The 26,197-nt window shown below is 32.1% G+C and carries 28 protein-coding genes, 1 tRNA gene and 1 pseudogene; 27 read left to right on the forward strand and 3 right to left on the reverse strand.

The annotated features are described in order from the left end of the window. From FLY87_RS02180 to FLY87_RS02190, 3 genes are all read right to left on the reverse strand, one after another. A partial coding sequence (locus FLY87_RS02180) for a methyl-accepting chemotaxis protein (RefSeq protein WP_141266204.1) occupies nt 1–1,027 on the reverse strand: 1,027 nt, incomplete at its 3' end. Between the two features lie 646 nt (nt 1,028–1,673). Further along, nucleotides 1,674–2,210 (reverse strand): hypothetical protein, encoded by a 537-nt coding sequence (locus FLY87_RS02185; protein ID WP_141266205.1) that lies wholly within the window; start codon nt 2,208–2,210, stop codon nt 1,674–1,676. A 321-nt stretch (nt 2,211–2,531) separates the two neighbouring features. Continuing rightward, nucleotides 2,532–4,145 (reverse strand): methyl-accepting chemotaxis protein, encoded by a 1,614-nt coding sequence (locus FLY87_RS02190; protein ID WP_141266206.1) that lies wholly within the window; start codon nt 4,143–4,145, stop codon nt 2,532–2,534. A 232-nt stretch (nt 4,146–4,377) separates the two neighbouring features. Between FLY87_RS02190 and FLY87_RS02195 the strand changes: the two genes are divergently transcribed. The 27 genes and pseudogenes from FLY87_RS02195 to FLY87_RS10360 all read left to right on the forward strand — a co-directional run bounded on the left by FLY87_RS02195 (nt 4,378) and on the right by FLY87_RS10360 (nt 26,137). Continuing rightward, nucleotides 4,378–4,461, forward strand: a tRNA-Leu gene (locus FLY87_RS02195). Nucleotides 4,462–5,003: 542 nt separating this feature from the next. Next, the gene (gene hisG, locus FLY87_RS02205; protein WP_012545705.1) at nt 5,004–5,882 is read left to right on the forward strand and encodes an ATP phosphoribosyltransferase; all 879 of its coding nucleotides are present in this window, start codon (nt 5,004–5,006) and stop codon (nt 5,880–5,882) included. An 11-nt stretch (nt 5,883–5,893) separates the two neighbouring features. After that, a complete protein-coding gene (gene rplU / locus FLY87_RS02210; protein ID WP_012545103.1) occupies nt 5,894–6,208 on the forward strand; it encodes a 50S ribosomal protein L21 in 315 nt (104 codons plus the stop codon). Between the two features lie 2 nt (nt 6,209–6,210). Beyond that, nucleotides 6,211–6,480: a 50S ribosomal protein L27 gene (rpmA, locus tag FLY87_RS02215; protein ID WP_012545975.1), complete on the forward strand. Its 270-nt coding sequence runs from the start codon at nt 6,211–6,213 to the stop codon at nt 6,478–6,480. 35 nt (nt 6,481–6,515) lie between these two features. Then, complete coding sequence (gene obgE, locus FLY87_RS02220; RefSeq protein WP_012545625.1) at nt 6,516–7,529, forward strand: GTPase ObgE; 1,014 nt, start codon at nt 6,516–6,518, stop codon at nt 7,527–7,529. Beyond that, nucleotides 7,514–8,611, forward strand: coding sequence for a glutamate 5-kinase (proB, locus tag FLY87_RS02225; protein WP_012546492.1), 1,098 nt, complete (start codon nt 7,514–7,516; stop codon nt 8,609–8,611). Before obgE ends, proB begins: the two co-directional genes overlap by 16 nt. Nucleotides 8,612–9,017: 406 nt before the next feature. Further along, nucleotides 9,018–9,404 (forward strand): nucleotidyltransferase family protein, encoded by a 387-nt coding sequence (locus tag FLY87_RS02230; protein WP_028842003.1) that lies wholly within the window; start codon nt 9,018–9,020, stop codon nt 9,402–9,404. Then, the gene (locus FLY87_RS02235) at nt 9,373–9,846 is read left to right on the forward strand and encodes a hypothetical protein (protein WP_028842004.1); all 474 of its coding nucleotides are present in this window, start codon (nt 9,373–9,375) and stop codon (nt 9,844–9,846) included. Before FLY87_RS02230 ends, FLY87_RS02235 begins: the two co-directional genes overlap by 32 nt. 105 nt (nt 9,847–9,951) lie before the next feature. Next, nucleotides 9,952–11,064 (forward strand): glycosyltransferase family 4 protein, encoded by a 1,113-nt coding sequence (locus tag FLY87_RS02240; protein ID WP_181405960.1) that lies wholly within the window; start codon nt 9,952–9,954, stop codon nt 11,062–11,064. Then, entirely contained in the window at nt 11,051–11,194 is a 144-nt protein-coding gene (locus FLY87_RS02245) for a glycosyltransferase family 9 protein (RefSeq protein WP_141266209.1), read from the forward strand. The genes FLY87_RS02240 and FLY87_RS02245 overlap by 14 nt, the downstream gene beginning before the upstream one ends. 397 nt (nt 11,195–11,591) lie before the next feature. Beyond that, nucleotides 11,592–11,768 carry a hypothetical protein gene (locus FLY87_RS10070; RefSeq protein WP_181405961.1) on the forward strand — a complete coding sequence of 59 codons (177 nt, stop codon included), beginning with the start codon at nt 11,592–11,594 and terminating at the stop codon, nt 11,766–11,768. 30 nt (nt 11,769–11,798) lie between these two features. Next, nucleotides 11,799–11,978: pseudogene (locus tag FLY87_RS10380) on the forward strand (hypothetical protein); the annotation flags it as partial. Nucleotides 11,979–12,006: 28 nt separating this feature from the next. Further along, on the forward strand, nt 12,007–12,162 hold the full coding sequence (locus FLY87_RS10080) for a hypothetical protein (RefSeq protein WP_181405962.1): 156 nt from the start codon (nt 12,007–12,009) through the stop codon (nt 12,160–12,162). A 32-nt stretch (nt 12,163–12,194) separates the two neighbouring features. Beyond that, nucleotides 12,195–13,310, forward strand: a complete 1,116-nt coding sequence (locus FLY87_RS02255; RefSeq protein ID WP_141266210.1) for a glycosyltransferase family 9 protein — start codon at nt 12,195–12,197, stop codon at nt 13,308–13,310. Then, a complete protein-coding gene (locus tag FLY87_RS02260; RefSeq protein ID WP_141266211.1) occupies nt 13,307–14,521 on the forward strand; it encodes a glycosyltransferase in 1,215 nt (404 codons plus the stop codon). The genes FLY87_RS02255 and FLY87_RS02260 overlap by 4 nt, the downstream gene beginning before the upstream one ends. Nucleotides 14,522–14,574: 53 nt before the next feature. Then, the gene (locus FLY87_RS02265; protein ID WP_181405963.1) at nt 14,575–15,648 is read left to right on the forward strand and encodes a glycosyltransferase family 9 protein; all 1,074 of its coding nucleotides are present in this window, start codon (nt 14,575–14,577) and stop codon (nt 15,646–15,648) included. A 191-nt stretch (nt 15,649–15,839) separates the two neighbouring features. Then, nucleotides 15,840–16,907, forward strand: a complete 1,068-nt coding sequence (locus FLY87_RS02270; protein WP_181405964.1) for an O-antigen ligase — start codon at nt 15,840–15,842, stop codon at nt 16,905–16,907. Continuing rightward, entirely contained in the window at nt 16,904–17,929 is a 1,026-nt protein-coding gene (locus FLY87_RS02275) for a glycosyltransferase family 9 protein (protein ID WP_141266214.1), read from the forward strand. The genes FLY87_RS02270 and FLY87_RS02275 overlap by 4 nt, the downstream gene beginning before the upstream one ends. A 484-nt stretch (nt 17,930–18,413) precedes the next feature. Further along, nucleotides 18,414–19,241: a shikimate dehydrogenase gene (aroE, locus tag FLY87_RS02280; protein ID WP_141266215.1), complete on the forward strand. Its 828-nt coding sequence runs from the start codon at nt 18,414–18,416 to the stop codon at nt 19,239–19,241. A 21-nt stretch (nt 19,242–19,262) separates the two neighbouring features. Further along, nucleotides 19,263–20,201, forward strand: a complete 939-nt coding sequence (gene pilM / locus FLY87_RS02285; RefSeq protein WP_028842010.1) for a type IV pilus biogenesis protein PilM — start codon at nt 19,263–19,265, stop codon at nt 20,199–20,201. Continuing rightward, the gene (locus tag FLY87_RS02290) at nt 20,198–20,752 is read left to right on the forward strand and encodes a PilN domain-containing protein (RefSeq protein ID WP_028842011.1); all 555 of its coding nucleotides are present in this window, start codon (nt 20,198–20,200) and stop codon (nt 20,750–20,752) included. Before pilM ends, FLY87_RS02290 begins: the two co-directional genes overlap by 4 nt. Nucleotides 20,753–20,754: 2 nt before the next feature. After that, nucleotides 20,755–21,342 (forward strand): type 4a pilus biogenesis protein PilO, encoded by a 588-nt coding sequence (locus FLY87_RS02295; protein ID WP_028842012.1) that lies wholly within the window; start codon nt 20,755–20,757, stop codon nt 21,340–21,342. Then, complete coding sequence (locus FLY87_RS02300) at nt 21,342–21,821, forward strand: pilus assembly protein PilP (RefSeq protein ID WP_028842013.1); 480 nt, start codon at nt 21,342–21,344, stop codon at nt 21,819–21,821. The genes FLY87_RS02295 and FLY87_RS02300 overlap by 1 nt, the downstream gene beginning before the upstream one ends. Then, nucleotides 21,818–23,863 (forward strand): type IV pilus secretin PilQ, encoded by a 2,046-nt coding sequence (pilQ, locus tag FLY87_RS02305; protein ID WP_141266216.1) that lies wholly within the window; start codon nt 21,818–21,820, stop codon nt 23,861–23,863. The genes FLY87_RS02300 and pilQ overlap by 4 nt, the downstream gene beginning before the upstream one ends. Continuing rightward, nucleotides 23,863–24,507, forward strand: coding sequence for a response regulator transcription factor (locus tag FLY87_RS02310; protein WP_141266217.1), 645 nt, complete (start codon nt 23,863–23,865; stop codon nt 24,505–24,507). Before pilQ ends, FLY87_RS02310 begins: the two co-directional genes overlap by 1 nt. Next, a complete protein-coding gene (locus tag FLY87_RS02315; RefSeq protein ID WP_141266218.1) occupies nt 24,504–25,334 on the forward strand; it encodes a HAMP domain-containing sensor histidine kinase in 831 nt (276 codons plus the stop codon). Before FLY87_RS02310 ends, FLY87_RS02315 begins: the two co-directional genes overlap by 4 nt. A 365-nt stretch (nt 25,335–25,699) precedes the next feature. Beyond that, on the forward strand, nt 25,700–26,137 hold the full coding sequence (locus tag FLY87_RS10360; RefSeq protein WP_141266219.1) for a prepilin-type N-terminal cleavage/methylation domain-containing protein: 438 nt from the start codon (nt 25,700–25,702) through the stop codon (nt 26,135–26,137). Nucleotides 26,138–26,197 lie beyond the last annotated feature (60 nt).

Below are 26,197 nucleotides of genomic sequence, written 5' to 3' on the forward strand. Positions count from 1 at the left end.
GTGCTGTGTTCATTGTCATGTCTTTGCCTTCTTTTGCAACACTGGCTGTTGTTACACTTACTTCTGCTATGTTTGATGCATTCTTTGCTATGTCAACTACTGTCTGGCTCATTTCTTCTGCTGCAGATGCTATCTGGCTTGCTCTTTCTGTCTGGGATTTGAGGTTTCTTGATATCTCTTCTGTTGTTGCTGAAAGTTCTTCAGAAGATGATGCAAGAGAGCTTGAGATTGTCTTTGATTCTGCTATGAGACGCTTTATACTTGTTATTGCTTCATGCACTGATTGTGCAATCATTCCAAGTTCGTCTTTGCTTTCTACTTTTATATCAACTGAGAGGTCTCCCTGTGCTACTTTCCCTAAAACTCCCTTAAGCTCTGTTACAGGTTTCTTGACTGAACGAGAAATGAAGAGAGCAAAGAAAATTCCGATACAGGCACTCGCGAGTGATATAACAATTAATATAACTATTTGAGTTCTAATGGAAGTTTTGATTTCATTCACTCTTTTACTTAAATTTTCATGTTGAAAGCTCACAGCAGCATCAAGTGACTTGTTAATCCTTTCAACTTTCTTAGGCAACTCTTTGTTAAAAAATGCTATAGCTTCCTTATTTTTTCCTGCAAAACTTAGTTCTATAACTTTATTATTTGCCGATGCAGCATCTTTTATAGCATTTTCTATTTCTTGTAGTATTTTCTTTCCCTGCTCAGAACGGGTAACTTTTTCTAAAGTTTCAAATTTTTCTTTATAAATCTTCCTATGTTCATCAATTTCTTTTTTCATCTCCTCTTTTCGCTTTATATCATCAGTCAGCATTATGTCTCTTATGGTGGTCAATATATCTTTAACTTCTTTCCTTATAATTGCTGCATCATTTAGCTTATTTGTTCTTTCATCAATATCTCCTAACTTTCCTTCAATGGCTGTCAATTGGGTGAACACCAAAAATCCAAGAATTATTAATAATGCTATAACAACCCCAAAACCAATCCCGAGTTTTTTACCAATTGTAAGGTTCTTAAACATACTCTTCCCCTCCTTTTTTTAGTTTAAGATTGTTCAAAAACTTGCAATTTATTGAAAATCAATAAACTACAAGCTGCGTTATTTTTAAATTGCATCCATCTATCATATCTCTCATTTTTCTATCATTCCGCCCCACCTGTCATTCCAAGGAACATAAGCAACGAGGAATCTCCTCTGTTTTTTCTCAAATGGAACAAATCAGAGATTCCTCAGGGTCATTGAGACCCTTCGGAATGACAGAAAGAAATTGACCAGCCCTATTGATTGCAAAAAATTCTTTTCAATGAACATAATTATTTTTTGAATTCACTTCTCACCAAAAATAAATGCAGCAAAAATTATGCCTGACTTTTTCAAATATAAAACGTCTTAATAATTAAAGAAAAAATTAGAGCATTTAAATTTGCGTTACTTTTTGTAGCAATAAAATGTATATTTTGGTAACATTTTATTGCTATTTATAGGTTAAACAAAATTGTATAATATTTTCAATGAAAAAATTCAGATATTACAATGCTATATTGAGCCTCTTAACAGTGGATAAAATCAAATTAGTAGAAGTTAAACTTTCTGTATCAGGAGGCAGGAAAAACTTTAACTTACTTGCAGTTTTTAAAATACATTATAACTATATTCTCTACTTTCTCTACTTATTCTTAATAAATCTATCCAAAATATTATAAAGCTCTTCATAAGCTGACTTATATTCTTTTAGTTTTATTTGTTCATTAAAAGCAAGGAATATAATCATAAAAATAGACCCCACAGTAATAATACCAACGACCTTTTCTATAAAAAAATTGGCTTTAATTTTTTTAATAATATCTTCGTACAAATTAAATTGATAGAAGAAAAAGAAAAATGTTGATAATGTTACTGGCAATACTGAAAGTCTGTAATTTAATTTAAGTGAATGATTTTTAAGCTTGGCAATATACTCTTTTAAGTCATCTATTTTTATATCAGGACTATCTAAATATTTTTTTAGATATTTTTCAAAATTATTCTGAAACTCCATATCAACATCTCTAAGCCTTTTGAATTCATCTTCTTTACCTAACGATCTTTTCCAATAAGATTTAAAAAAATTCCATCGTTTTTGTATAAACTTTTCTCTCATAAACTGATTCCTTCTTTTTATATATTCTTCTACTATTCTTTCATAAATATTATCATCTCTCATCTTAAAACCTCCTTTACTATGTTTGAGACTGTTCTAAAATTTATAATGTATGAAAATCAATAAATTACAAGTCCTGTTATTTTTCTTTTACCTTCATCTGTAATTCCGAGACCGCAGAAGCAACCGAGAAATCTCATCGTCTCTAGAGAAAGATGCCCCGCTACCGCTCAGGGTCACAATAAAAATGTCATTCCGAACAGAGCGAAAGCGGAGTGAGGAATCTCCTCTTTCTCCGTAACGAAATGGTTCATAGATTCCTATCACCCATTGAGGATGCTCAGAATGACAGAAAGAACCTTGAATAACCTCAATTATAACTCATCAAACTTTTGTACCTCTAATAGCCTCAGTAAGTTTTTTTATGACTTCATTAAGATTTTCCACTTCCTGTCCCACTGTCTCTGATGTTATTTTTACATCCTGAGCAAGCCCACTTGAACGCTCTGCTGAACGGGCTACCTCATCAGATGTTGAGGATTGCTGCTCTGTAGCTGTAGCTATCTGCGTTATTGTATCCTTTACTTTTATTGAATGTTCTGCTATCCTGTTCAATGCATCCTTTACTTCATTTAATGCTTCCAGTGCCTCAGCTACCTCCCTTGCTGTCACATCCATGCTTTTCAATGATTCCCTTGATTCTGCCTGTACCGCCTCTATTTTCTGTGATATCTCTTCTGTAGATTTTATTGTTCTTTCTGCAAGTTTCCTCACTTCATCTGCCACTACTGCAAAGCCTCTTCCTTGCTCTCCTGCCCGAGCTGCCTCTATTGCTGCGTTAAGAGCAAGCAAATTTGTCTGGTCTGCTATGTCTTTGATAACTGTAACTATCTCTCCAATTTCCTCTACTCTCTTATTCAGCGAATCTATTGTTCTTTTCAATTCTGTGGTTGAATGATTAGCTGATTGGACTATTGTTGTTGATTTATCAGAAAGTGTTACTCCTTCATGTGCAATATTTTGTGATTCTGTTGCTAAGTCAGATGCCTGAGAGGCATTTCTTGCTATATCAGTTATTGTCTGACTCATCTCTTCTGCTGCTGTAGCTATTTGATGAGACTGTGATGTCTGCTCCGCTGCTTTCTTTTTTAATGTCTCAACATTTGCCTCAAGTGCTCCTATTACTGATTGAATCGTCCCCAGAGATTTCTTTACATTTTCTATTACTGATAAAGTGAATTCATCAACCTTTCTTACTCCTCTGGCTATTAAGCCTATCTCATCTTTCCTCTCCTCAAGTTTTTTATCAAACTCTATTGACCCTATATCACCCCTGTCTGCTCCCTTTGCTATCTCTTCCATCTTTAATGCCATCTCTGGGATAACCTTTAATGACTTTTTCATGAAAAACAAAAATATGTTGGTCAAAAGAGCTGCAAATACAAATATTCCTGCAAAGAGATAAAAGTTTCTTTTCATGGTATTTGCCATATTTTCTTTTGCTTTTAAAAACTTAGATTTTTGCAAATCACTAAGATTAAAAACTATATCCCTTGCTTTTCTGAATCCATTTGTAAGTTCTTGTGATTTCTTAAGGGCTTCTTCTTTTTTACCTTGTTCTGTAAGTTTAATTATTTCTGCTATTAAAACATGATTGTCTTGCCACATTTTTAGAAGTTTTTTCAATTCTTCCTGTATGTTAGCAGGTGCTATTTTTATTGTTTCATCAATCGTCTGTATTAACTCTTTATAGTATTTCTCAGCATTTTTCTTTGACTGTTCATCATTAGATGCCAGAACATTTCTGACCGAAGCTAATGTCTGAGAACCATGTCCATAAATATCTTTGTACGCAACAAGAAGCTGAATATCCTTGTCCACAAGTTCTCTGACATTATCCTGAGAAGTTTTTCCAGTAAAGTAAAAAATAACAAAAAGAAATATAAAAGAAAAAAGTGTTGTAATACTTACTAATTGAATAAGTTTTGAAATTTTCATGATAATTCCTCCTTTTAAGTATCAAAGTATTGTCAAACATTAATGAGACAGGAAATCAAGGGGATGGACAATCAAAATAGTGATATATTTGACTCATCAAAAATATAATATCAATTTTTAATTCTTAGGTTTGTTAAAACTTTTAAATAGTTTAATAAATTTTTTATATAAATCATACCTCTTTGGATTAATTCTTGAAGAAAAGATAATAAAAAAGTTTAAAATACTATATGCCGAAGTGGCGGAATTGGCAGACGCGCCAGATTCAGGATCTGGTGGTGGTAACGCCGTGCGGGTTCAAATCCCGCCTTCGGCACTTTATAAGTTATTGATGTTGAAAGCCTTTAAATTTAAAAAACTTATACTAACTGTCATTTCAATGGTTTCAATGCTCCTTAATAATTGAACAATCTTTTTTGTCATTCCGAGCATTCTCAATGGATGCGAGGAATCTTTGATACTCGGGAGAAAAAATGAGATTCCTCCTCGCTGTCGCTCCTCGGAATGACACCTCGCTCTTCCTCTCCTTCACTTTCACTCCTCCTCTATAATTGTAAACCATAACCACGATCTTCAATCTCTCCATTGTTTAATATACGATGACAGAAGAGGAACGTGCATTGGAATGACAAGAGAAGTTCGGGATAGCAGGAAAAAAGGCGGAATTACAGAGAGAGCGAATCTGAAGGACACATATATTCTGTCACCCTGAGCGAAGTAAATGGTCTCATATTTTAGAGCAGAGAAGATTCTTCTTCCGCATACGCAGCCCCTGAATGGCAAAAAAAGTTGACGGAAAATTAATAAAAATTTTAAACTAAAATTTCTAAATTTATTTAGGAGGGACATCTAAATAAAATGAAGGATAAAGTCTTAAAACTCGGATTGCCTAAGGGAAGTCTTCAAGAAACCACATTAAAGCTCTTTAAGAAGGCAGGATACAATATACATGTTTCACACAGGTCATATTATCCTGTAATTGATGATGAAGAAATCTCAGGTATGCTTTTAAGAGCACAAGAGGTACCAGTTTATGTTGAAAAAGGATATCTTGATTGCGGACTTACAGGATATGATTGGATTCTTGAGCAAAATGTTGATGTAATAGAGGTTGCTGAATTGAGATATGCAAAAGAAGGATTTAGGCCTGTCAAATGGGTTATAGCTGTTCCAGAAGACTCTCCGATAAAAACAGTTGAAGACTTGCAGGGTAAAAGGATTGCTACCGAACTTGTTGGATACACAAAAAGATATTTAAAATCAAAAGGCATCAAAGCTGAAGTTTATTTTTCATGGGGAGCAACAGAGGTTAAACCACCTTATCTTGCTGATGCAATTGTTGATTTAACAGAAACCGGGACGTCCTTAAAGGCAAATAAATTACGCGTTATTGAAACAATTCTTGAATCAACCACCCGTTTTATTACAAATAAAAATGCATGGAAAAACTCATGGAAAAAGAAAAAAATGCAGGATATAGCGATGCTTCTTCAGGGTGCTTTATTGGCTGAAGAAAAAGTGGGACTCAAGATGAATGTTCCAAAGGATTCTCTTAAGAAAGTGCTATGTTTACTTAATTCATTACATTCGCCAACAATTTCTCAGCTTTATGATGAAGAATGGTATGCAGTAGAAGTTATTATAAACGAGAAAAAAGTTAGAGAACTTTTACCTAAGCTCAAAGATGCAGGTGCATCAGGTTTTGTTGAGTATCCATTGAATAAAGTAATTCCATAAGGAGGTGTTTCATGTACGCGATTATAGAAACAGGAGGAAAACAATTTAGAGTTAAATCTGGAGACATAGTAAAAATTGAAAAACTCAATATTGAACCAGGGCAGGAAGTAATTTTTGATAAGGTTTTACTTTTTAAAGGGAATGAGGGACTTAAGATAGGAAATCCGTATATTGAAGGTGTAAAAGTTAAAGCTGAAGTTATTGATGAGAAAAAAGACAAGAAAGTTCTTGTCTACAGTCCTCCTTCAAAAAAAGCTATCCACAAGCTAAAAGGACACAGACAATGGTATACTAAAATAAAGATAAAAGAAATTGTAGGAGGATAAAAATGGCACATAAAAAAGGAGTTGGAAGTTCAAGAAACGGAAGAGATAGCCAGGCTAAAAGACTTGGCGTAAAAAGATTCGGTGGACAGTTTGTTAAAGCTGGAAATATTCTTGTTCGTCAGAGAGGAACAAAATTTCATCCTGGAGCAAATGTAGGGGTTGGTTCTGACTATACCCTGTTTGCCTTGATTGATGGAATTGTTAAATTTGAAAGAAAAGACAAGCAGAGACTCAAAGTAAGCGTTTATCCAGTAATTGAACCTGCCCAATAAATCAAAGGGTGGCTAAAACCACCCTTTCTTCTTCCATGCAATTCATTGATTATGTAAAAATCTATGTAAAAGCTGGTGACGGTGGCAGAGGCTGTATAAGCTTCCGCAGGGAAAAATATGTTCCCAAAGGAGGTCCTGACGGCGGAGATGGTGGAAAAGGCGGAGATGTAATAATTCAAGCTTCTTCAGAACTTCATACACTTCTTGACCATAGATATCAAAAAGTCTATAAAGCCCAGAGAGGACAACATGGAAAAGGAAGTAATATGAAAGGAAAAGATGGAGAAAACCTGATAATAAAAGTACCTGTTGGAACTGTAGTTAAAGATGCTGAAACAGAGGAAGTTCTCGCAGATCTTGATGAAGAAGAAAAATATTTTATTGTTGCAAAGGGTGGCAGAGGTGGCTTCGGAAATGCTCATTTTGCGACTCCAACAAATCAAGCTCCAAGATATGCTCAACCAGGAGAAAAAGGACAAGAAAGATGGGTAATTCTTGAGCTTAAGCTCCTTGCAGATGTAGGGTTAATAGGTCTTCCCAATGCTGGCAAATCAACTTTGATTTCAGTAATAAGCTCAGCCAAACCAAAGATTGCAGATTATCCATTTACAACCCTTATACCTGTGCTTGGAGTTGTAAAATATGAAAATTATCAAAGTTTTGTTGTTGCTGATATCCCAGGATTAATTGAAGGTGCTCATAAAGGAGCAGGACTTGGACATCAATTTCTAAGGCATGTTGAAAGAACCTCTTTGCTCCTTCATCTTGTTGATGTATCAGATTTTTCTGAGTCTGACCCTCGGGAAGACTTTGAGAAAATTCAGAAAGAACTTGAACTTTATAATCCAGCCCTTACAAAAAAGCCATTTGCAGTTGTTGGAACTAAGATTGACATTGCCTATAAAGGGGACAGACTTGGAAAGCTTAAAAAATATTGTGAAGAAAAAGGTATTGATTTTTTCCCAATAAGTGCAGTAAAAAAAGAAGGTATTGATAAACTTTTACATTATCTTTCAGAGAAAGTGGGTAAAAAATGCGGATTGTTGTAAAAATAGGGAGTAATCTTTTAACTGACAAAGCAGGACGCATTAACCAAAAAAGAATTCTTTCTTTGGCAAAGGAAGTTTCCGAACTTCATAATAAATCAATTGAAGTTGTGATGGTTTCCTCCGGAGCAATCGCTTCTGGCTTAAGGAAACTCGGACTTAAAACTAAACCCAGAGAAATAAGAAAAAAACAGGCTACAGCTGCTGTTGGACAACCTCTTCTTATGTGGATGTATGAAAGATCTTTTCTTAAATATAAAAAACATATCGCTCAGATTCTTCTTACAAGAGATGACCTCAGTGATAGAATTCGCTATGTTAATGCAAAAAATACGATTCTTACACTTCTTGAGATGGATGTTATTCCTATAATAAATGAAAACGACACTGTTGCTACAGATGAAATAAAATTTGGTGATAATGACCAGCTTGCAGCACTTGTTTCAGGGCTTATTGAAGCAAATCATTTGATAATTTTATCAGATGTTGAAGGACTATATACATCTGATCCTAAAAAAGACCCTGATGCTAAGATAATAAAACATGTTAAAGAGGTTTCAAAAGAACTTATAGAGATCGCCAAACCAACAAGCACAGGATACGGAACAGGTGGCATGTACTCAAAAGTTATGGCTGCAAAGAAAGCAACCTCATTTGGAATCCCTGTTCATATTGTAAGCGGAAGAAGCTATGGAAATATTAAAGCTGTAATAGAAGGAAAACAGATAGGCACATACTTTGAACCAGTAGCTCAAAAAGTAACATCCAGAAAAGGCTGGATTGCCTATGCAACAAGAGCAAAAGGTAATCTTTATATTGATGAAGGCGCTGTTAAAGCATTACTTAAAAACGGGAAAAGTCTTTTACCATCAGGAATAAAAAAAGTTGAAGGAGATTTTGATGTTGGTGATGCAGTATATTGTGTTGATGAAAAAGGAGAAAGAATTGCAAAAGGATTGGTTAACTATTCCTCCTGTGAAATAAAACTCATAAAAGGCAAAAAATCTTCAGAAATTGAAAAAATTCTTGGATATAAATACTCAGATGAAATAGTCCACAGAGATAATCTTGTTATCCTTATATAATTTTGATTTCTTTTGTCTACTTCAGTTTCTAATATGAGTTGCCCAAAAAGTTTGCTATTCCAATGCCGTGTATGCGGAAGAAGAATCTTCTCCGCTCTAAAAGATGAGACCTTTCGCTTCGCTCAGGGTAAGAGAATATATGTATCCTTCGGATTCGCTTTCTGTCATTGCACCTTTTTCCTGTCATTCCAATGAGCGTTCCTCTTCTGTTACTCCGAGGAGCGTTAGCGACGAGGAATCTCCTCTGTTCGTCCATGTCATTCCGAACGAAGTGAGGAATCTCCTTTTCTCTTTTAAGGAGAAGACCCATCGGAATGACCGTTGGTAATTGAACAGCCTCAATTAATTTATTTCAATCCTGATGAGGTAAAAGAGATTTTTGAAAACTATGTGATATAATCAAAACATGAAAGGCTGCAAAATAGATATTCAGTCAGTCAAAAATTATCTTTTAGAAAAAAATGAAAGGAAATTAGCTCTTAAAAGAAAAGAGCGGGATGAGATATTGTCAATGGTAAGGAGACTTTCAAAGCTATGGGAAAAATATGGAGTGGAAAGAGTTTACCTTTATGGTTCAATGGTAGAGCTTTCTTTTAATAAGTATTCAGATGTTGATATTGCTGTAGAACCAGATATAGATTTTGAAGCCATTCTTAAGCTTTACTCTGAGATAAACAGATACTTCAAAAGAGAAGTGGACATAAGATTACTCAGCGAGCTTCCTTTTGCAGAAAAGATAAGGAAAGAAGGAATGCTTATATATGAAAGAAAGCATTGCAGTTTTAAAAAGTGAAATTGAGAAAGATACTGAGAAGTTAAATAGACTTTTTAAGAGATTTTCTGCTTCCTACAAAGAATTTGAAAAAACAGGAGAGTATTCAAAACTGATTGAATCTGCCTTTTATATAAATCAAATCTATACTGGCTTTGAAAGAATTTTTAAAAACATCGCTAAAACCTTTGAAAACACAATAGATGAGGACTACTTGCATAAATCTCTACTGGAGAGGATGAATCTTGAGATTAAGGGCATAAGACCTGCTCTGTTTTCAGATGAAAGTTTTCAATATCTTAATGAGTTGAGAGCATTCAGACATTTTTTCAGGCATGCCTACGATGTTGATATTGATAGAAAAAAATTTAAAATTGTTGCTGAAAAGGCATTGAAATTAAAGAAAAAATATAAAAGTGAAATAGATAAATTTTTGAATTTTCTTGATGAGTTGTTAAAATAGTTACTTTAAACAATTTATAACCAAAGAGGCAGATGAGACTCAGGATAAGAGAAAATCTTTTGTATTTTTTATTAAAACTAATTAAAAAATTTGACAAAAGAGATGATGTTAAAGGGATATAAAAAATTAACCATATTACATACTGAATCATCTAAAGGCTGGGGAGGTCAGGAAATAAGAATTCTGCAGGAAGCACTTGGCATGAGAGATAGAGGATATAGAGTATTGATTGCCACAGAAAAAGATAGTATCCTTTTCCAAAAAGCTCTTGCGAAAAATTTAGAAGTCTTTCCAATTCATTTTTCAAAATATAATCCGCTCTCCTTTTTAAAAATTAAATCTCTAATTGAAAAAGAAAAAGTTGATATACTAAATACTCATAGCTCAAAAGACAGCTGGATTGCTACTATTGCTGCAAAAATAGCCTATAACAAACCAAAAATAATAAGAACGAGACATTTGTCTACACCTATAAGTAAATCTTATGCAAGTAAAATTATCTATGATTTAATTCCCGATGCGGTAATTACAACGGGTGAAATTATAAAAGAAAGAATGGTTAAAATAAATAAGTTTGATCCGACAAAGATAATATCAATACCTACAGGTGTCGACCTAAATAAATTTAGAGTGAATGAAATAAACCACTCACGAAAAAATGATTGTTTTTTAGTAGGAACTATAGGAATATTAAGAAGTTGGAAAGGACACGAATATTTATTAAGAGCAGTTCCTTTGGTTATAGAAAAAATTAAAGACATTCACTTTTATATTGTAGGTGACGGACCTCAGTTCAAAAATTTAAAAAAATTGATAACACAATTAGAAATTGAGAGATATGTTTCTATGACAGGATATAGAGAGGATATCCCGGAAATAATATCATCGTTAGATGTATTGGTCCATCCTTCTATCGCGAATGAAGGCGTTCCTCAATCAATATTACAAGCATTAGCTATGAAAATTCCTGTAATAGCTTGTGATACAGGTTCTATCAGAGAGATAATAAAGAATAATCAAACGGGAATCTTAATTGAACCTAAAAATCCATATGCTATATATAAAGCAATTTTAAAAATATTAACTGATAGAGAACTTAAATTACAAATAATTGAAAATGCAATTAAATTAGTTAGAGAGAAATATTCGTTTGAAGGAATGCTCTGTAAAATTGAGAGGCTATATAAGACTTTAATGAGAAATGTTGTTAAGAACTAAGGCAAGAAACATACTCGTAATTAAACCCAGAAATATTGGAGATGTCATGCTAACAATTCCTGTATTCAAAGTTTTAAAGGAAGAATTTCCTCATGCTAAAGTCACAGCTTCCGAGTTTATCAATTCATAGTCCAAAATTGCTATTTTTGGCTCGTAACTCATTGATTTTACTTAATTCTATTTTTTTGTTTTTTCATCTTTATTGTATAACTTTTTTAGATTTTTTATTCTTTTTATATTAATAGAGTATCCATATTTCATGAGGTATAATTGTTCATGTTCCTCAAAGGTGTCCACTCAGCACAGAATATGACTATGTTTATGTGGTAGAAGGATATAGGGACACCTCTATCATTATAAAACACAGATATCTATTCAGTATTGACAAAATTTAGGATTTCCTTTAAATCCTAAATTCCCTTTTTTTATGGGGTTATTTTAATCTAAAGTTGGGTCAATTCATGAGAAAATTGGGTCTGTTTTCGTGAGAATTTTCAGAAAACTAAACTATGTGATATAATCAAAACATGAAAGGCTGCAAAATAGATATTCAGTCAGTCAAAAATTATCTTTTAGAAAAAAATGAAAGGAAATTAGCTCTTAAAAGAAAAGAACAGTATGAGATATTGTCAATGGTAAGGAGACTTTCAAAGCTATGGGAAAATATGAAGTGGAAAGGGTTTACCTTTATGGTTCAATGGTAAGAGCTTTCTTTTAATAAGTATTCCGATGTTAATATTGCTGTAGAACCAGATATAGATTTTGAAACCCTTCTTAAGCTTTACTCCGAGATAAACAGATACTTCAAAAGAGAAGTGGACATAAGATTACTCAGCGAGCTTCCTTTTAGAGAAAAGATAAGGAAAGAAGGAATGCTTATATATGAAAGAAAGCATTGCAGTTTTAAAAAGTGAAATTGAGAGTTTTTAGTATCTTAATGAGTTGAGAGCATTCAGACATTTTTTCAGGCATGCCTACGATGTTGATATTGATAGAAAAAAATTTAAAATTGTTGCTGAAAAGGCATTTAAAATAAAGGAAAGATATAGGAGTGAAATAAATAAATTTCTAAAATTTCTTGATGAGTTGTTAAAATAATTACTTTAAACAATTTATAACCAAAGAGGCAGATGAGACTCAGGATAAGAGAAAATCTTTTGTATTTTTTATTAAAACTAATTAAAAAATTTGACAAAAGGCAAACAGAACTGAAATATTTTAATCCAGATGAGGTAAGGAATATTCTTGTGGTGTCTTCAACAGCTATTGGAGATACACTCATGGCAACTCCTGCAATAAGAGCTATAAGGGAAAGATATCCCCATGCAAAAATAATTGCCCATTTCAATGTAAAAAACATGGAACTTTTTGAAAACAACCCCCACATAGACGGAATAATTCCCTATTACGGAGGCTGGAAAAAGTTTTTTAAAACAATAAGAGAGTTTCGAAAACACAAATTCGATGTAGCCGTGATTCTTCATGGCAACGAACCTCAAGCAACACCAATGGCATATCTGGGTGGTGCGAGATTTATCGTAAAGGTGCCTAATACAAATAGATTTAGATTTCTGCTTTCTAACTCAAACAAGTTGTATACGTGGGATGATTTTACACATGGAGTTGAGGTTAGATTTAAATCAGCAGAATTGATAGGATGCAATATTAGAGATAAGAGAATGGTTTTGCCAATTCAAAATGGGGGAGAAAATTTTGTAAAAATATTTTTAAAACAAAACAATATTGATGACAAAGACATAATTATAGGATTTCAAGTGGGAGCTTCCACTGTAAGTAGAATGTGGTTGCCTGAAAGATTTATAGAATTAGGAAAAAAATTAATCCAATTAGACTCTAAAATAAAGATTATAATAACCGGTTCTCCAAGTGAGTATTCATTTTGTAAAAAAATTGCTCAAGGTATAGGAGAAGGAGCAGTTGTCTCCGCAGGTAAAATTCCTTTAAAATATATACCGTCGCTCGTAAAAAGGTTCAGAGTTTTAGTTACAGGAGATACAGGAATAATGCATATGGCAATTGCTTTGGGAACGCCGATAATTGGATTATTTGCTGTTTCTGATCCTAATCGGTCTGGAGCATATTATGATTTAGATAAGCATTTTATTATCAAAAAAAATAGAACATGTGAACCATGTATAAGTAAAAAATGTAAATATCCCGTATGTATGGAAAGTATAAGTGTTGAAGAAGTTTATAAAGTTATAATAAAATTTTTGAATTTATGAAAAAAATTTATGATATATTAATTCTTGATACAGGCAAAGAATGGGGAGGAGGCACTAATAGCCTTATTGAACTTCTCAAGAGAATTGATAGAAAAAAATACAATTTTACTGTTTTATTTTACTACAATTATAATAAGGGTAATGATTCTAATATCCAAAAAGAAATTGAAAAACTCGGAATAAAGTTTGTTTTGTTACCACAAAAATCTCAGGCGATATTTATAAAGATAATAAAGGAAGTGAGCAGGATTTTATTCTTTTATAGTAAAAAAATTAAAAAAATTATCATTTTCTGGATTGATTATTTTTATAAAATAAAACCTAACGCAAAAAGAATTGCCAAAATAATAAAAGATTTGAAAATCGACTTATTATATATGAATAATCAACCATCATCAAATCTTGAGGGGATAATAGCCTCAAAAATTACAGGAATTCCCTCAGTATTACATTGCCGAGTAGAGCCAGTTCTTAATTTTTTTGAAGCAAAATTAACAAATTCATCAGTCAATAAAATAATATGCGTATCAGCAGGTGTCAAAAATGAACTTATTAAGCAGAACATTAACACTGAAAAATGCATAGTAGTCTATGATGGCATAGACATTGCTGTATTGCCCAAGCAATCCCTGCAAACAATAAGAAAAAAAATAGAAGCATCAGAAAAAGAAATAGCAATAGGAACAGTAGGCTCCCTTATGAAAAGAAAAAAAATATCAGATTTAATAGAGGTATTCAGTATAGTTAGAAGTAAAATTGATAATGAAATTAAACTCATAATTGTAGGTGAAGGTCCTGAAAAAGAAAATTTGGTTGAATTAGCAAAAAGAAAAAACCTAATCAATGATATAATCTTTACAGGCTTTCAAAATGATGCTATTTCTTATATCAATGCATTTGATATTTTTGTCATGACCTCAGATAAAGAAGGATTACCAAGGGTAATTCTTGAGGCAATGCTTATGGCTAAGCCTGTCGTAGCTTCAAATATACCTGGCATTTCTGAACTCGTTATAAATGGAGAAACTGGATTTCTTGTTCCTCCTAAAAATCCAGAGGCTTTTGCTGAAAAAATTTTATTTTTAATAAATAATCCAGATTTAAGAAAACAGATGGGAGAAAAAGGAAGGGAAAGAGTTATAAACCATTTTTCAATTGAACGTTATGTAAGAGGAGTAGAAAAAGTATTTGAAGAGGTGCTAAAGGTTTGATATATTTGATTTTGACTTATATTTTCTATCCACTTATTTGTATTCTGATTACTTTGAAAAGAAAAGAGATAATCTCTAAAATTTTAGTTATACAAACGGCAAAGATCGGTGATTTAATTTGTTCAACGCCCATTTTTAGAGAAATAAAAAAAACTTTTCCTAATGTTAAATTATCCGTTATTGTAACACCGACTACGAAAGAATTGTTGGAATTAAATCCACATGTAGATGAGATTATAGTTATAAAACCTCAAGATTATAAAGGATTCTTGGGTAAGATTAAACTTTCAAGACTAATTTATAATGGTAAATATGATATCGGAATTGCTCTTAATCCAAGTGTTTTATATGCTATTTCTCTGTTTTGGGGATTAGTCCAGATAAGATTATCAGTAATGCCAAATTTTTCTGGTTTTACATTTAAATTAGCTTCAAAGCTCTTTACTTATGTTGAACCTCACATTTTAGGACAGCTTGTTATTGAAACTTACATGAAAATGCTGAAATTCATAGGGATCGATAAATATGAATTAAACAAAGAAGTTTATAAATCTGAAGAAGCAGAAATGAAAGTTAAGAAGATCTTGAGCGAAACAGATAAACCTCTGATAGGCATCGCGGTAAGTAGTGGTAATAAACTGAAAGAGTTAGGGGTTGATAAGATAATCGATTTAGTTAATAAGTTATTAGAAAATTTCGATATTCATATTGTTCTAATAGGAAATTCTCAAGATAGAAATAATGCTGAAATAATCAAATCTTCCTCAAATCATAAAGACAAAATTATCAATACTACTGGACTTTTTAATCTTAAAGAACTTCCGGCACTTATCGAAAAACTGTCATTGTTTATTGGTGTAGATACAGGAATAACATACATGGCTGATGCTTTAAATATTCCTTTAATTAACATAGCAGGACCTTCTAATATGGAAGATCAGAGACCTTTAGGGAAAAATGCTTTGATAATCCAAAAAAAAGAATTACCATGCGTTCCATGCTCTCACATTTTCAGAGTTCCTTATAATTGTAAGATAAACAATCGTGCATGTATTGAGATGATAAAATTAGAGGATATAGTTGAGGAGGTCACAAAATTATTAACTCTAAATCCCAAATTTATATAAAACACATCAATATTTTGATAAGTTTTTTTCTATCTATTCTTATTTTCATACTTCCCATCGCGCATACGGCTACTATTCGGTCTATTGCTTTATATTCTCCTCTCTTTCTCTTAATTCTAAGATTTTATTTTGAGAAAAATTTTAAATTTATTAAGACCTCCTTTGAAATACCATTTATAGCTTTTTTTATTGTGGCAGTAATTTCGATTCTAACTTCAGTTAACCAAAAAGAGACTATAAAAGAGATAAGAAGCGAGTTGATTATTCCGATTTTGTTGTTTTATTTAGTTTATTTTGCGATTAAGAGAGATGAGAATGCTCTTACTTTGATAAAAGTTCTATTTTTTGGAAGCATTTTATTCAGCCTTTACTCTCTTTATGATTTTTATAGACATGATGGCACATGGTTTTATCCTAAATACAAAGCAGGAGGCCTCAGAGACCCTGGTGGTGGCGAAGTGGCAGCTTTGTATCATACTATGGTAATTCCCTTTATTTTTTGGGGATTGATTTATTTTAAGGATAAAAGAGAGAGAATTTTATTAGGATTAACTTTGATTATCAATCTTTTGGCATTCCATATTACATTCGTGAGAGCTGGAATGATTGCTTTAGGGCTACAGATTTTTTTTGTTTCCTTGCTACTAATTAAAGAAAAAAAGATATTCATTAGTATCTTATTGTTAATCTTCTTGTCTATTGGAAGTTTAGTATACTTAGAAAAGAAAATGTTTCGTGAGATGCATACTGAAAAAATTCCTTCTATAAGTGAATATTTAAAAATGTCACCAGAAGAAATAGCAGGACAAAATCCGTCCTCAATGAGACAAAGACTTGCAATGTGGAAAACAGCAATTGATAAAATATCTGAAAATCCCTTTTATCCTCATGGATATGGAAGGTTTCTGTTTGGTAAAACTGTAAGAAATGAGGATAATAAACATTTTATCTATCCACAAACACATAATACTTTTATAGGCGTTGCCTTTGAATTAGGAATTCAGGGCTTAGCAGTTTTTCTATGGATGATAACAACATTTTTTATAGTTTGTTTTAAATATTGGTTAAATTCTAAGGATTCGTTGGTAAAATATTTCTCTGTCTCTTTAATGACTATGATGGTAGGATATTGGGTTAATAATTTTTTTGGAAGTTTTGATGGAGATGATACAAAACTGCTTTTTATGATGCTACTTGGGATTGGCATGGCCGTTATGCATAGAATTCCTAAAGAAACAGAGATGGCTAATAAAAAATGATCTCAAAAATTCTTTTCATCCGTCGGGACAATATTGGAGACCTTGTATGCACGACTCCTGCAATACATGCAGTAAGGCAGGCTTATCCTCAGGCAAAAATTGGAATCCTTGTTAATTCTTATAATGCAGAGGCGATTAGAAACAATCCAGATATTGATGAGATATATATTTATGAAAAAGCTAAACATGTTCCTGAGAAAAACAAGTTTTCTGTTTGGTGTAATAATCTTAAAGTTCTCTCAAAAATAAGAAAAGAAAATTATGACGTTGCAATTGCTTGTGGTTCTTATTCCGAACATATTGAAAGATTAACATTTTTTACAGGGGCACGGGTTAAAATAGGATATTGCCCTCAAAATAAAAAAATTTCATTATATACTCACCCAATAATTCAATATTCTCAAAATATTCATGAAGTCATTAAAACGTTTAATTTACTTAAGCCTTTAAATATAACTGAAATGCCAGGAGATCTTATAATATATCCTGACAAAATGGAACAGAAGAAATTTGAATTTTTCAAAATCAATAATTTTAAGGATATTAATAAACCTTTTATTGCAATTTCCATAAGTGCAAGAATTAAAAAAAATAGATGGACAAAAGAAAAATTTATAAAACTTATTGAAAAATTATTAACTCAGAATATTTATAATATTTTAATTTTATGGGCTCCTGGTTCTTCAAAGCATCCCATGTTTCCAGGAGATGATGAATTTGCTGAATCAATAATACAATATTTTGATGGAAAAGTTAAAGGTTATTATACCCCAAAATTAAATGCTTTAATTGCAGCAATTTCTATATCAGATATAGTAGTTACATTAGATACAGGTTCACTTCATATTGCATCTGCTTTAAAAAAACCTGTGGTGGCTTTAATGACTAAAGCAAAGTCATATTGTTGGTACCCTTGGAATACAAAAAATATTGTCATTACAGCAGACGAAAGTGTAGAAAATATAGATGTGGAAACAGTATATCAAGCAGTGCAAAAACTACTCATAGAGAAAATAAATTAAAAGTTATAATATATCTCAAAATTTAAACAATGAGTTAAGTTTAGTTGCCTCTTATTCTAGTAGAATATAACCTAACTCAGAAGGAGAAAAAAATGAAATCACTAAGAAAGGAAACTTGACAGAGAATTCAAATCAAGTATAGTAATCGCCATGTAATTTGTGGGTAAAAAACAATTTTTAAAATTGCCTCAGAACACTGTGTTCATCCCAATCAAGTTATTTATTGGAAAAAACAATTTTTTGAAGCATTAACTGAAGTTTTTAATGTAAAAAAACAGCAATAAAGAATAAGTTTGGAAAAAGCAAAAGAGGAATTCCTCAGAAAAATAGGGCAACTTGAGATGGGCAAAAATGGCTCCCCAAAAGTGAACCCCTATCCTTTCAAGACAAAAAGATATAGCATTTTATCAGTATCAAGGCAATGTAAATTATTTACTTTATAACAAATTGAGATTAAATTGATTTATCTGATAGAATAAATTCCGTGATTACAGGAAAAACAAAAATAATAGGAATATTCGGTGATCCTATAGAACATACACTTTCTCCTCTAATACATAATGAAGCTTTTTCCTATCTTGGACTTGATTATTGTTATGTAGCCTTTAATGTGAAGAAAGATAAACTAAAAGAAGCTACAGAGGCTATAAGAGCTCTGAATATAAGGGGTGTTAATATTACAGTTCCTCACAAAGAGACAGTAATCCAATACATTGATGAAGTCTCAGATGAAGCTAAAAATATCGGTGCAGTTAATACAATTTTAAATAATGAAGGAATATTAAAAGGATTTAATACAGATGTAAACGGGTTTATTTTATCCCTTAAAGATGAAGGAATATCAATTAAAAATAAGAATTTTTTAATTTTGGGAGCAGGTGGAGCTGCAAAAGCGATAGTTTACGGGATTTTAAAAGAAGGTGGAAAAGTTTATATTTACAATAGAACGCCACCTAAAGCATTGGCAATAAAAGAAAAGTTTAAAAAATTTGGTTTTATTGAAATTGTGGAAATGGATAAATCAGTTACTGAAAAAATAGATGTTATAGTAAATGCCACATCACTTGGTTTAAAAAAGGATGACCCTATGCCTTTAAATCCTGAATTAATAAAACCTGAGCATGTTTATTGTGACATTGTTTATCCTGAAACACCTTTGATGAGAGAAGCGGAACAAATCGGATGTAAGGTTGTTGGAGGTATTGGAATGCTTCTGTGGCAGGCTGCATTTGCCTTTAAAATTTGGACTGAAGTTGAAGCTCCTATTGAAATTATGAAAAAAACTTTGAATAAACTATTGACAAAAGATTAATTTTTTGCTACAAAACATAAAATGGTTCTTGGAATAGAGATAGAGCCTTCTTCTATCAGAGTAGCTCAAGTAGGCAAGAAGTATGAGCTTGTTCAATGGGAGATATTTGAACTTCCAAATGGCGTATTCGGTTCAGAAGGGATTGTTGATAGCGATACTCTTATAAAGACTCTTTTAAAAATACCTCCTAAGTTTAATATAAAGAATCCCAAAGTAGCATTAGCAATTTCAGGACCTACATATACAGCTGTAAAAATACTTCAAGTTCCTTACATAAATAAAGATGAAATTGCTTTAAATCTTCCTTTAGAACTTGATAAATACATTCCTTTTAGTGTGAAAGAAGTATATTATGATTTTCATATACTTGAACAATCCAAAAATAGAAATTCAGCAGAACTGCTTGTAGCAGTGGCTAACAAACAAGTAGTGGATGAATATGTCAATATTTTTGAAAAGGCAGGCATTACACTGGTAGCTATAGATATTGGAGCTTTAGCTCTTTATAATATATACGAGGTAAATTATAGCGATGTTGATACTGTTGCAGTTATTAACATAGGAGAAAATGTTATTAACTTTGCTATCGCAAAGAAAAATAAGCCTATTTATATTAGAGATAGCACTATTGCTTTAAATATTAATATAAATGAGGCTCACGATGAAGAAATAAGAAACTTCGCAGATGAAGTTTCTGCAGAAATTTATAGACAGATTGAGTATTTCAAGGCTTTTATGTCCGAAGAATCTGTAAAAAAGATATATCTTACAGGATTTCCTGTAATTTCTCCTTTTTTTATTTCATCAATTGAGGAAAGGCTGGAGCAGGAAATTTTTATATTTAATCCTTTCAAAAAAATCAAGATTAATAAAAAAATCTCATCCAAAATGCATAAATATGTAAACATTGCCTCTATATCAATAGGTTTATCTCTGAGAGGAACGGAGAAGATAAAGTGATTAAAATAAATCTTTTACCCAAAAAAGAGGTAAAAAAAACAGGTAAAAAATTCCAAATCACACTATCTTGGGAAGTTGTTAAAAAGTTTATAATTCCCGCAGGAATAACATTGGTGATTCTGATGGTTATTTTGGCTTATTGTGAGTATATAAAATCAGAATATCAAAAAGATATAGAAAGTCAGAAAAAAGTGCTTTCAGGGCTACAGAAAAAAATTGCCGAGGTTAAAAAATTTGAAGCAATGAATAAAGATATAGAAGCAAAAACAAAATTAATTGAAAGTTTGAAAAAAATGCAATCAGCACCTGTTAGTATTCTCAGCACTATTGTAAAAAAACTTCCTGATGGAGTATGGCTTACAGGATTACAGTTTGATGAGGCAGTTACAGTTGAAGGCATAGGATTTTCAAACTTAAATGTAGTTGCCTTTGTTGACAATCTTAAAGCAACACCAGAGTTACAGGATGTCTATCTTGTAGAATCTCAGCAAACTGAGTTTGAAAAACAGGCGGTATATAAATTTATTATAAAATTTAAGCTAAAGGTATAAAAATGAACTGGGAAAACCTTTCAAAAACTAACAGAATTCTTTTAACGGTGATTCCATGTCTTGTTCTTTTTATTCTTTTCAGTTCTGTTTATTTATTGCCAAATCTGGAAACTATTGATAAATTAAAAAAAGAAAAAAATAGTTTAAAAGAAGAGATAGAAAAAGCAAATATGGTAGTTAACAAGTATGAAGAATTGAAAGCTTTAAATGAACAACTTCAGAAAAAGATGGAGTTTCTTGCAAATCTTCTTCCTAAGGAAACAGAAGTTTCTGATGTATTAAAGAAAGTGTCTGAGATAGGACTTCAAAAAGGATTAGTTGTAACTTCATGGAAACCAAAAGATAAAAAGCCACATTCATCAAATGAAGTTTATGAAATTCCTGTAGAAGTGTTAATGCGTGGTAAGTATCATACATTTGGAACATTTTTCGCTGATATTACAAAAATAGAAAGAATAATCAACATAAAAAAGATGGAAATTAAAAAAGGTGATAAAGACCCAACAATGCTTAATATGAACTTGATTGCTGTAACATACTCATTGATACCAGAAGAAGAAAAGAAGAAAATACAACAGAAGAAAAAATGATGAATAGAAAAAAGATTTTATTTATCGGAATATTTACATTATTCATAGTTTTACTGTTAGTAATTTATCTGTTTAATAACACCTTAAAACATGAAGAAATAGTCCAACAATCTGTAAAAAAACAATCAATCCAAACAAATTTACAAGAAATTACATTCCCTACATATTCCTATGATGCTCAAAAATTAAGAGATCCCTTTGCACCATTAATCGTAAAAAGAGAGGAGCGGAAAAAAGGGGCTTCTCCTCTTGAAAGTTATGACATAGAAGAACTTAAGCTCACAGGAGTTGCAAAGGATAAAAAAGGTAGCTTAGCACTTATTCAGGCACCTGATGGAAGGTTCTATATCGTAAGAGAAAATGATAGAATAGGGTTTAGTGGAGGTAAAGTAATCAGGATTCTAAAAGATGGTGTTGAAATTAAAGAAGATAATAGAAAGCTTAAATATTTAAAGCTTAGAGCGGAGGAAGAGAAATGATAAATAAAATTGTTTTTATCTTAATTTTTATACTTTTTTTTGCATCAAATTTAATAGCTGATGACATTAAAAGAAATACTGAGGAGGAATGCTCTGCATGTGATTTTATACAAAACAAAATTAAAGCGATAATTCCTGAAGGAGATATTATAAAAATACAACTTACAGAAAAAACAGAATTTAAAGTGATTTCTCAGGAAGACCCCTTTAAGATAAAAATAGAGTTTAAAAACACAAATCCTGGAATTTTAAATAAAAAAATGTTTTTCAGAGAAGGAATTATAAGTGAGATCTCAGCTCAATCTTATGGAGATAACACTATTGTAGATATGCTTTTAGTTGAACCTGTTAAGCCTGAACTAAAAATGGAAAACAATATTTTGATTATTTCTTTTAGTTCTCCGTCTGATTCAATATCTCAACAGATGAAAGCAAAAAAGATTATTGAAATAACAGTTGATGAAACAGAGGAAGGTTTTGAGATATCAATTCAGGGAGATGGCGAACTTCCAGAGCCTTCTATAACTAAGATTGATGGTTACATTAATGTTGGTTTTCAGGGTATAAATCTGGATACAGAACCATCAGAAGACATTCCTGTTTCTATAAAAAGGCAGGGAGACGAACTCATATTGAGCTTCTTTTATGGAAAAGAATTTGATGTTGAGCCTGTTTATCTCGGAGATGAAATAATTCTTGATATGAAGAAAGTTAAAGAAACCAAAATAGTTGAATCACAAGAAAGCAAATCCATAGAAACCTCTATGCCAAAGGCTGGTAATGAAGAAAAAACTATTTCACTTGACCTTCAAGATGCTGATATTGTAGGAGTTTTCAGACTTCTTGGAGACATAGGTGGATACAATATTGTCATCCATCCTGATGTAAAAGGTAAGGTAACATTAAAGCTAATAAATGTTCCCTGGCAACAGGCAGTTGATGTCATATGTAAAACCTTTCAACTTGAAAAAACATTTGAAGGAAATATAATAAGAATTGCTCCTGTTAAAATTTTTCAGGAAGAAAAAAAGCTTGAAGCAGAGACAAAAGACCTTTTCAAAAAAGCAGAAGATGAACAAATTCGCATATTTGTTTTAAAGTATGCTTCTGTTGATAAGGTAAAAGGGACAATAGAAGCAGCAAAAATTCTATCCCCAAAAGGAACAATATCAACTGATGAAAGAACAAGAACAGTAATCATTAGAGATATTCCTTCTGTTTTAGGACATATTGCAAGGCTTGTATCAGACCTTGATAAACCAACAAGGCAGATACTTCTTGAAGCAAGAATTATAGAAATGTCAAGCAGCTTTTCAAAAAGTCTTGGGTTTGAATGGGGTATTCAGTGGTATCCTCCGGGTACAAGAACAACGATAGTTGGCTCTGTAGGAGCAGCAGCAGGTAGTTCAGCAAGCAGTGTTCCAGGAGGAACTGCACCATTAGCAATAAATCTACCTGCTTCAACAGGAAATGTAACTTCGCCAACAACTGCATTTACAATCGGATATCTTAATCCAAGTCAAACAATTGCTCTTGATTTAAGGATTTCAGCACTTCAACAATCAGGAAAGGGTAAAGTTATATCAAATCCAAAAGTTATTACTCTTGATAATCAGAAAGCAAAAATAGTTCAGGGAGCAAGTATCCCTTACGGAGAAAAAGATGTTCAAAGCGGACAAATATCAACCAAGTTTAAAGATGTTGCAATAACAGTTGAGGCAACGCCTCATCTTATTGATGATAAATCAATGCTTCTTGATGTAAGTGTCATCAAAGAAGACCTTGTGGAATTTGTAAATATAGGTGGAGTTTATGCTCCGAGAACCACAAAAATAGAAGGAAATACAAAGGTTTCTTTAAAAGATGGTGAAACTCTTGTTATAGGAGGCATATATAAAAAGACTGACAGCATGACAGAATCTAAGGTTCCAGGACTTGGAGATGTTCCTTTGCTTGGTGAACTGTTTAAAAGTCGTGGCAGAGATGAAACTCTTTATGAAGTTATGATTTTTGTAACTCCAAGAATTTTAAAGTATGAGTAATGCGGATTCTTCTTATAGAAGATGATAGAATTTTGGGAGAAACACTCAAAGACTATCTCAAAATAGAAGCTATAGAAACAGTATGGCTTTATGATGAAAGACAACTTCCTAAAACAATCAAAAAATACGAGTTTGATGTAATAGTTATAGACCTGATACTTAAATTTACATCTGGCGAAGAAATAATTGCTGCATTAAGAAAAGCAGGCATTGAAACCCCAATTCTGGTTACTACTGCCAAAAAAAGCATAGATGATAAAGAAACATGTTTTTTAAGAGGTGCTGATGATTATCTTACAAAGCCTTTTGAATTCAAAGAGTTTGTCCTCAGGCTTAAGGCTTTAAGCAGAAGGAAACATATCGGAAACATCATTAACTTGGGAGAGCTTATTATAAATCTTGATGCTAAAACAATTCATAAAGGAAATAATGAGATAAAATTATCAAAAAAAGCATGGGAAGTTTTTATTCTTCTTTTAAAGAAAAGAGGTGAAATTGTTGATACAGAAACAATTTTAAACTACATATGGCCTGACAAGGATGTGGGAGATGAAATTGTGAGAGCATATATTAAAGAATTGAGAAAAGTGTTACCATCAGACAGTATAATAACTTATCCAGGAAGGGGATATAAACTGAGTTGAAGTTTCAGATTAAGATAATTATTGTTTTTTCATTAATTATGGGAGTAATCCTCTTTTATTTGAATACAGTAGTAATAAACTTTTTTGATAGTGCCAAAGAGGATTATATTTTTCAGACATTTGATAAAAAGGAATTGAAAAGAAAAGAATTTATAGAGAAAAAATTTCAGGAATATATAAAAGATGTTTTATTACGTGAATTTTTACTTGTTTTAAGTTTAATGTTAATTCTTTATAAAATCATTGACAGGATGCTTAGACAAGAGAGAGATTATAGAGATTTTTTAGAATTAATTCTTTTAACTATTTCTCATAAGTTTGGTAATTTTCTTGCTACTCAACAGGGTAATATAGAAATTTTGAAAATCCGACATGACGAAAGAGCTCTTCAAAGATTAGAAACAAGCTATAACTATATTCAGAAAGATTTTTACAAAATTCTGGAAACCATAAGCCGCTTCAAAGAGTTTTCACTTAATAAGGAAAAAATTAATTTGAAGACAATAATAGAGAAAAATATTTCAATATTTGATATAAGTAATACAAGATTAATATTGCACCTGCAAGATACTTATATCTCCGCAAACCGACAGATTATTGAGAATATTATTTTTTCACTGCTGGAAAATGCCATTAAATATTCTAATGGGAAAATTCATATAAGACTATCAAAAAATTTACTTGCAATCAGAAACAACATTGCACAGGAACAAAAGGGTTCTGGAGTAGGATTGAAAATTACAGAAGCCCTTGCAAAAAAGCAAGGACTTAAACTTAAATGCAGAGCAAAAGGAGATAATTTTATCGCAGTAGTAAAATTCACATAATTTTCACAACATTTAATTGGATTTTTATTTATATTTTAGTAAATTATTTATATTTTTATGAGATTATCTATTTAAAATGTCATTCTGAGGGGTTTCAATGACCCCTCAGAATCTCTGACCGAAAGAGTGAAGCCGAGGGCTCTGTTTTTCTGTCATTCCGAGCACCCTCAATGGGTGCGAGGAATCTCTGACCTTTTCTGTTATAGAAAAAAGGAGGAGATTCCTCACTCCGCTTCGCTCCGTTCGGAATGAAGAAAGAGGTGCTCCTCGGAATGACATGGGAAAGAGCAAAGGAGGTGAGAAGTAAATAAATCTTAAAAGGCTTCCTTTGGAAGCCAGAAGTTCACAGGAAGGAGGATGTAAAAATGAAAAAATTATTCTTAAGAGACGAAAAAGGATTTACACTTATTGAGCTTCTTATTGTTATCGCAATTATTGCAATTTTAGCATCAATCGCAATTCCTCAGTACATGAAGTATCAACAAAAAGCAAAGGTTTCCTCTTATGCAGAACCCATGGCAAGAGCATGTATGATGGATGCAACTGCATACTGCGTTGAAAATCCTGATACATCAGGGAGTGGTTACCCAATTCCCGTTGCAAGTCTTAAAAATTGCTCACAAGCCAATATCTCTATCTCAACTCCTGGTGGTACAGTTGTATTAACTGGTAATGATAGTATTACATGTGATTCTACAGGCTCAATTACTACAGGTACAGTCATAGGTTCTTTAGCTGGAGTAACTTCTTATACAGCAATATGCCGCATTGATGTTGGCGGATTCAAATGCGAGGTTAAATAATTTTAAAAGGGGCAGGCAAAACCTGCCCTCTTTTAATCCTAATAAATAAAATTCATACAT

Source organism: Thermodesulfovibrio sp. Kuro-1, from assembly GCF_006538445.1.
GTDB classification, from domain to species: Bacteria; Nitrospirota; Thermodesulfovibrionia; order Thermodesulfovibrionales; family Thermodesulfovibrionaceae; genus Thermodesulfovibrio; species Thermodesulfovibrio yellowstonii.

Coding starts and splice junctions, on each gene's coding strand:
- FLY87_RS02185 (WP_141266205.1), bottom strand. CDS start 2,210: ATGAGAGATGATAATATTTATGAAAGAATAGTAGAAGAATATATAAAA.
- FLY87_RS02190 (WP_141266206.1), bottom strand. CDS start 4,145: ATGAAAATTTCAAAACTTATTCAATTAGTAAGTATTACAACACTTTTT.
- hisG (WP_012545705.1), top strand. CDS start 5,004: ATGAAGGATAAAGTCTTAAAACTCGGATTGCCTAAGGGAAGTCTTCAA.
- rplU (WP_012545103.1), top strand. CDS start 5,894: ATGTACGCGATTATAGAAACAGGAGGAAAACAATTTAGAGTTAAATCT.
- rpmA (WP_012545975.1), top strand. CDS start 6,211: ATGGCACATAAAAAAGGAGTTGGAAGTTCAAGAAACGGAAGAGATAGC.
- obgE (WP_012545625.1), top strand. CDS start 6,516: ATGCAATTCATTGATTATGTAAAAATCTATGTAAAAGCTGGTGACGGT.
- proB (WP_012546492.1), top strand. CDS start 7,514: ATGCGGATTGTTGTAAAAATAGGGAGTAATCTTTTAACTGACAAAGCA.
- FLY87_RS02230 (WP_028842003.1), top strand. CDS start 9,018: ATGAAAGGCTGCAAAATAGATATTCAGTCAGTCAAAAATTATCTTTTA.
- FLY87_RS02235 (WP_028842004.1), top strand. CDS start 9,373: ATGAAAGAAAGCATTGCAGTTTTAAAAAGTGAAATTGAGAAAGATACT.
- FLY87_RS02240 (WP_181405960.1), top strand. CDS start 9,952: ATGTTAAAGGGATATAAAAAATTAACCATATTACATACTGAATCATCT.
- FLY87_RS10070 (WP_181405961.1), top strand. CDS start 11,592: ATGAAAGGCTGCAAAATAGATATTCAGTCAGTCAAAAATTATCTTTTA.
- FLY87_RS02255 (WP_141266210.1), top strand. CDS start 12,195: ATGAGACTCAGGATAAGAGAAAATCTTTTGTATTTTTTATTAAAACTA.
- FLY87_RS02260 (WP_141266211.1), top strand. CDS start 13,307: ATGAAAAAAATTTATGATATATTAATTCTTGATACAGGCAAAGAATGG.
- FLY87_RS02275 (WP_141266214.1), top strand. CDS start 16,904: ATGATCTCAAAAATTCTTTTCATCCGTCGGGACAATATTGGAGACCTT.
- pilM (WP_028842010.1), top strand. CDS start 19,263: ATGGTTCTTGGAATAGAGATAGAGCCTTCTTCTATCAGAGTAGCTCAA.
- FLY87_RS02295 (WP_028842012.1), top strand. CDS start 20,755: ATGAACTGGGAAAACCTTTCAAAAACTAACAGAATTCTTTTAACGGTG.
- FLY87_RS02300 (WP_028842013.1), top strand. CDS start 21,342: ATGAATAGAAAAAAGATTTTATTTATCGGAATATTTACATTATTCATA.
- pilQ (WP_141266216.1), top strand. CDS start 21,818: ATGATAAATAAAATTGTTTTTATCTTAATTTTTATACTTTTTTTTGCA.
- FLY87_RS02310 (WP_141266217.1), top strand. CDS start 23,863: ATGCGGATTCTTCTTATAGAAGATGATAGAATTTTGGGAGAAACACTC.
- FLY87_RS10360 (WP_141266219.1), top strand. CDS start 25,700: ATGAAAAAATTATTCTTAAGAGACGAAAAAGGATTTACACTTATTGAG.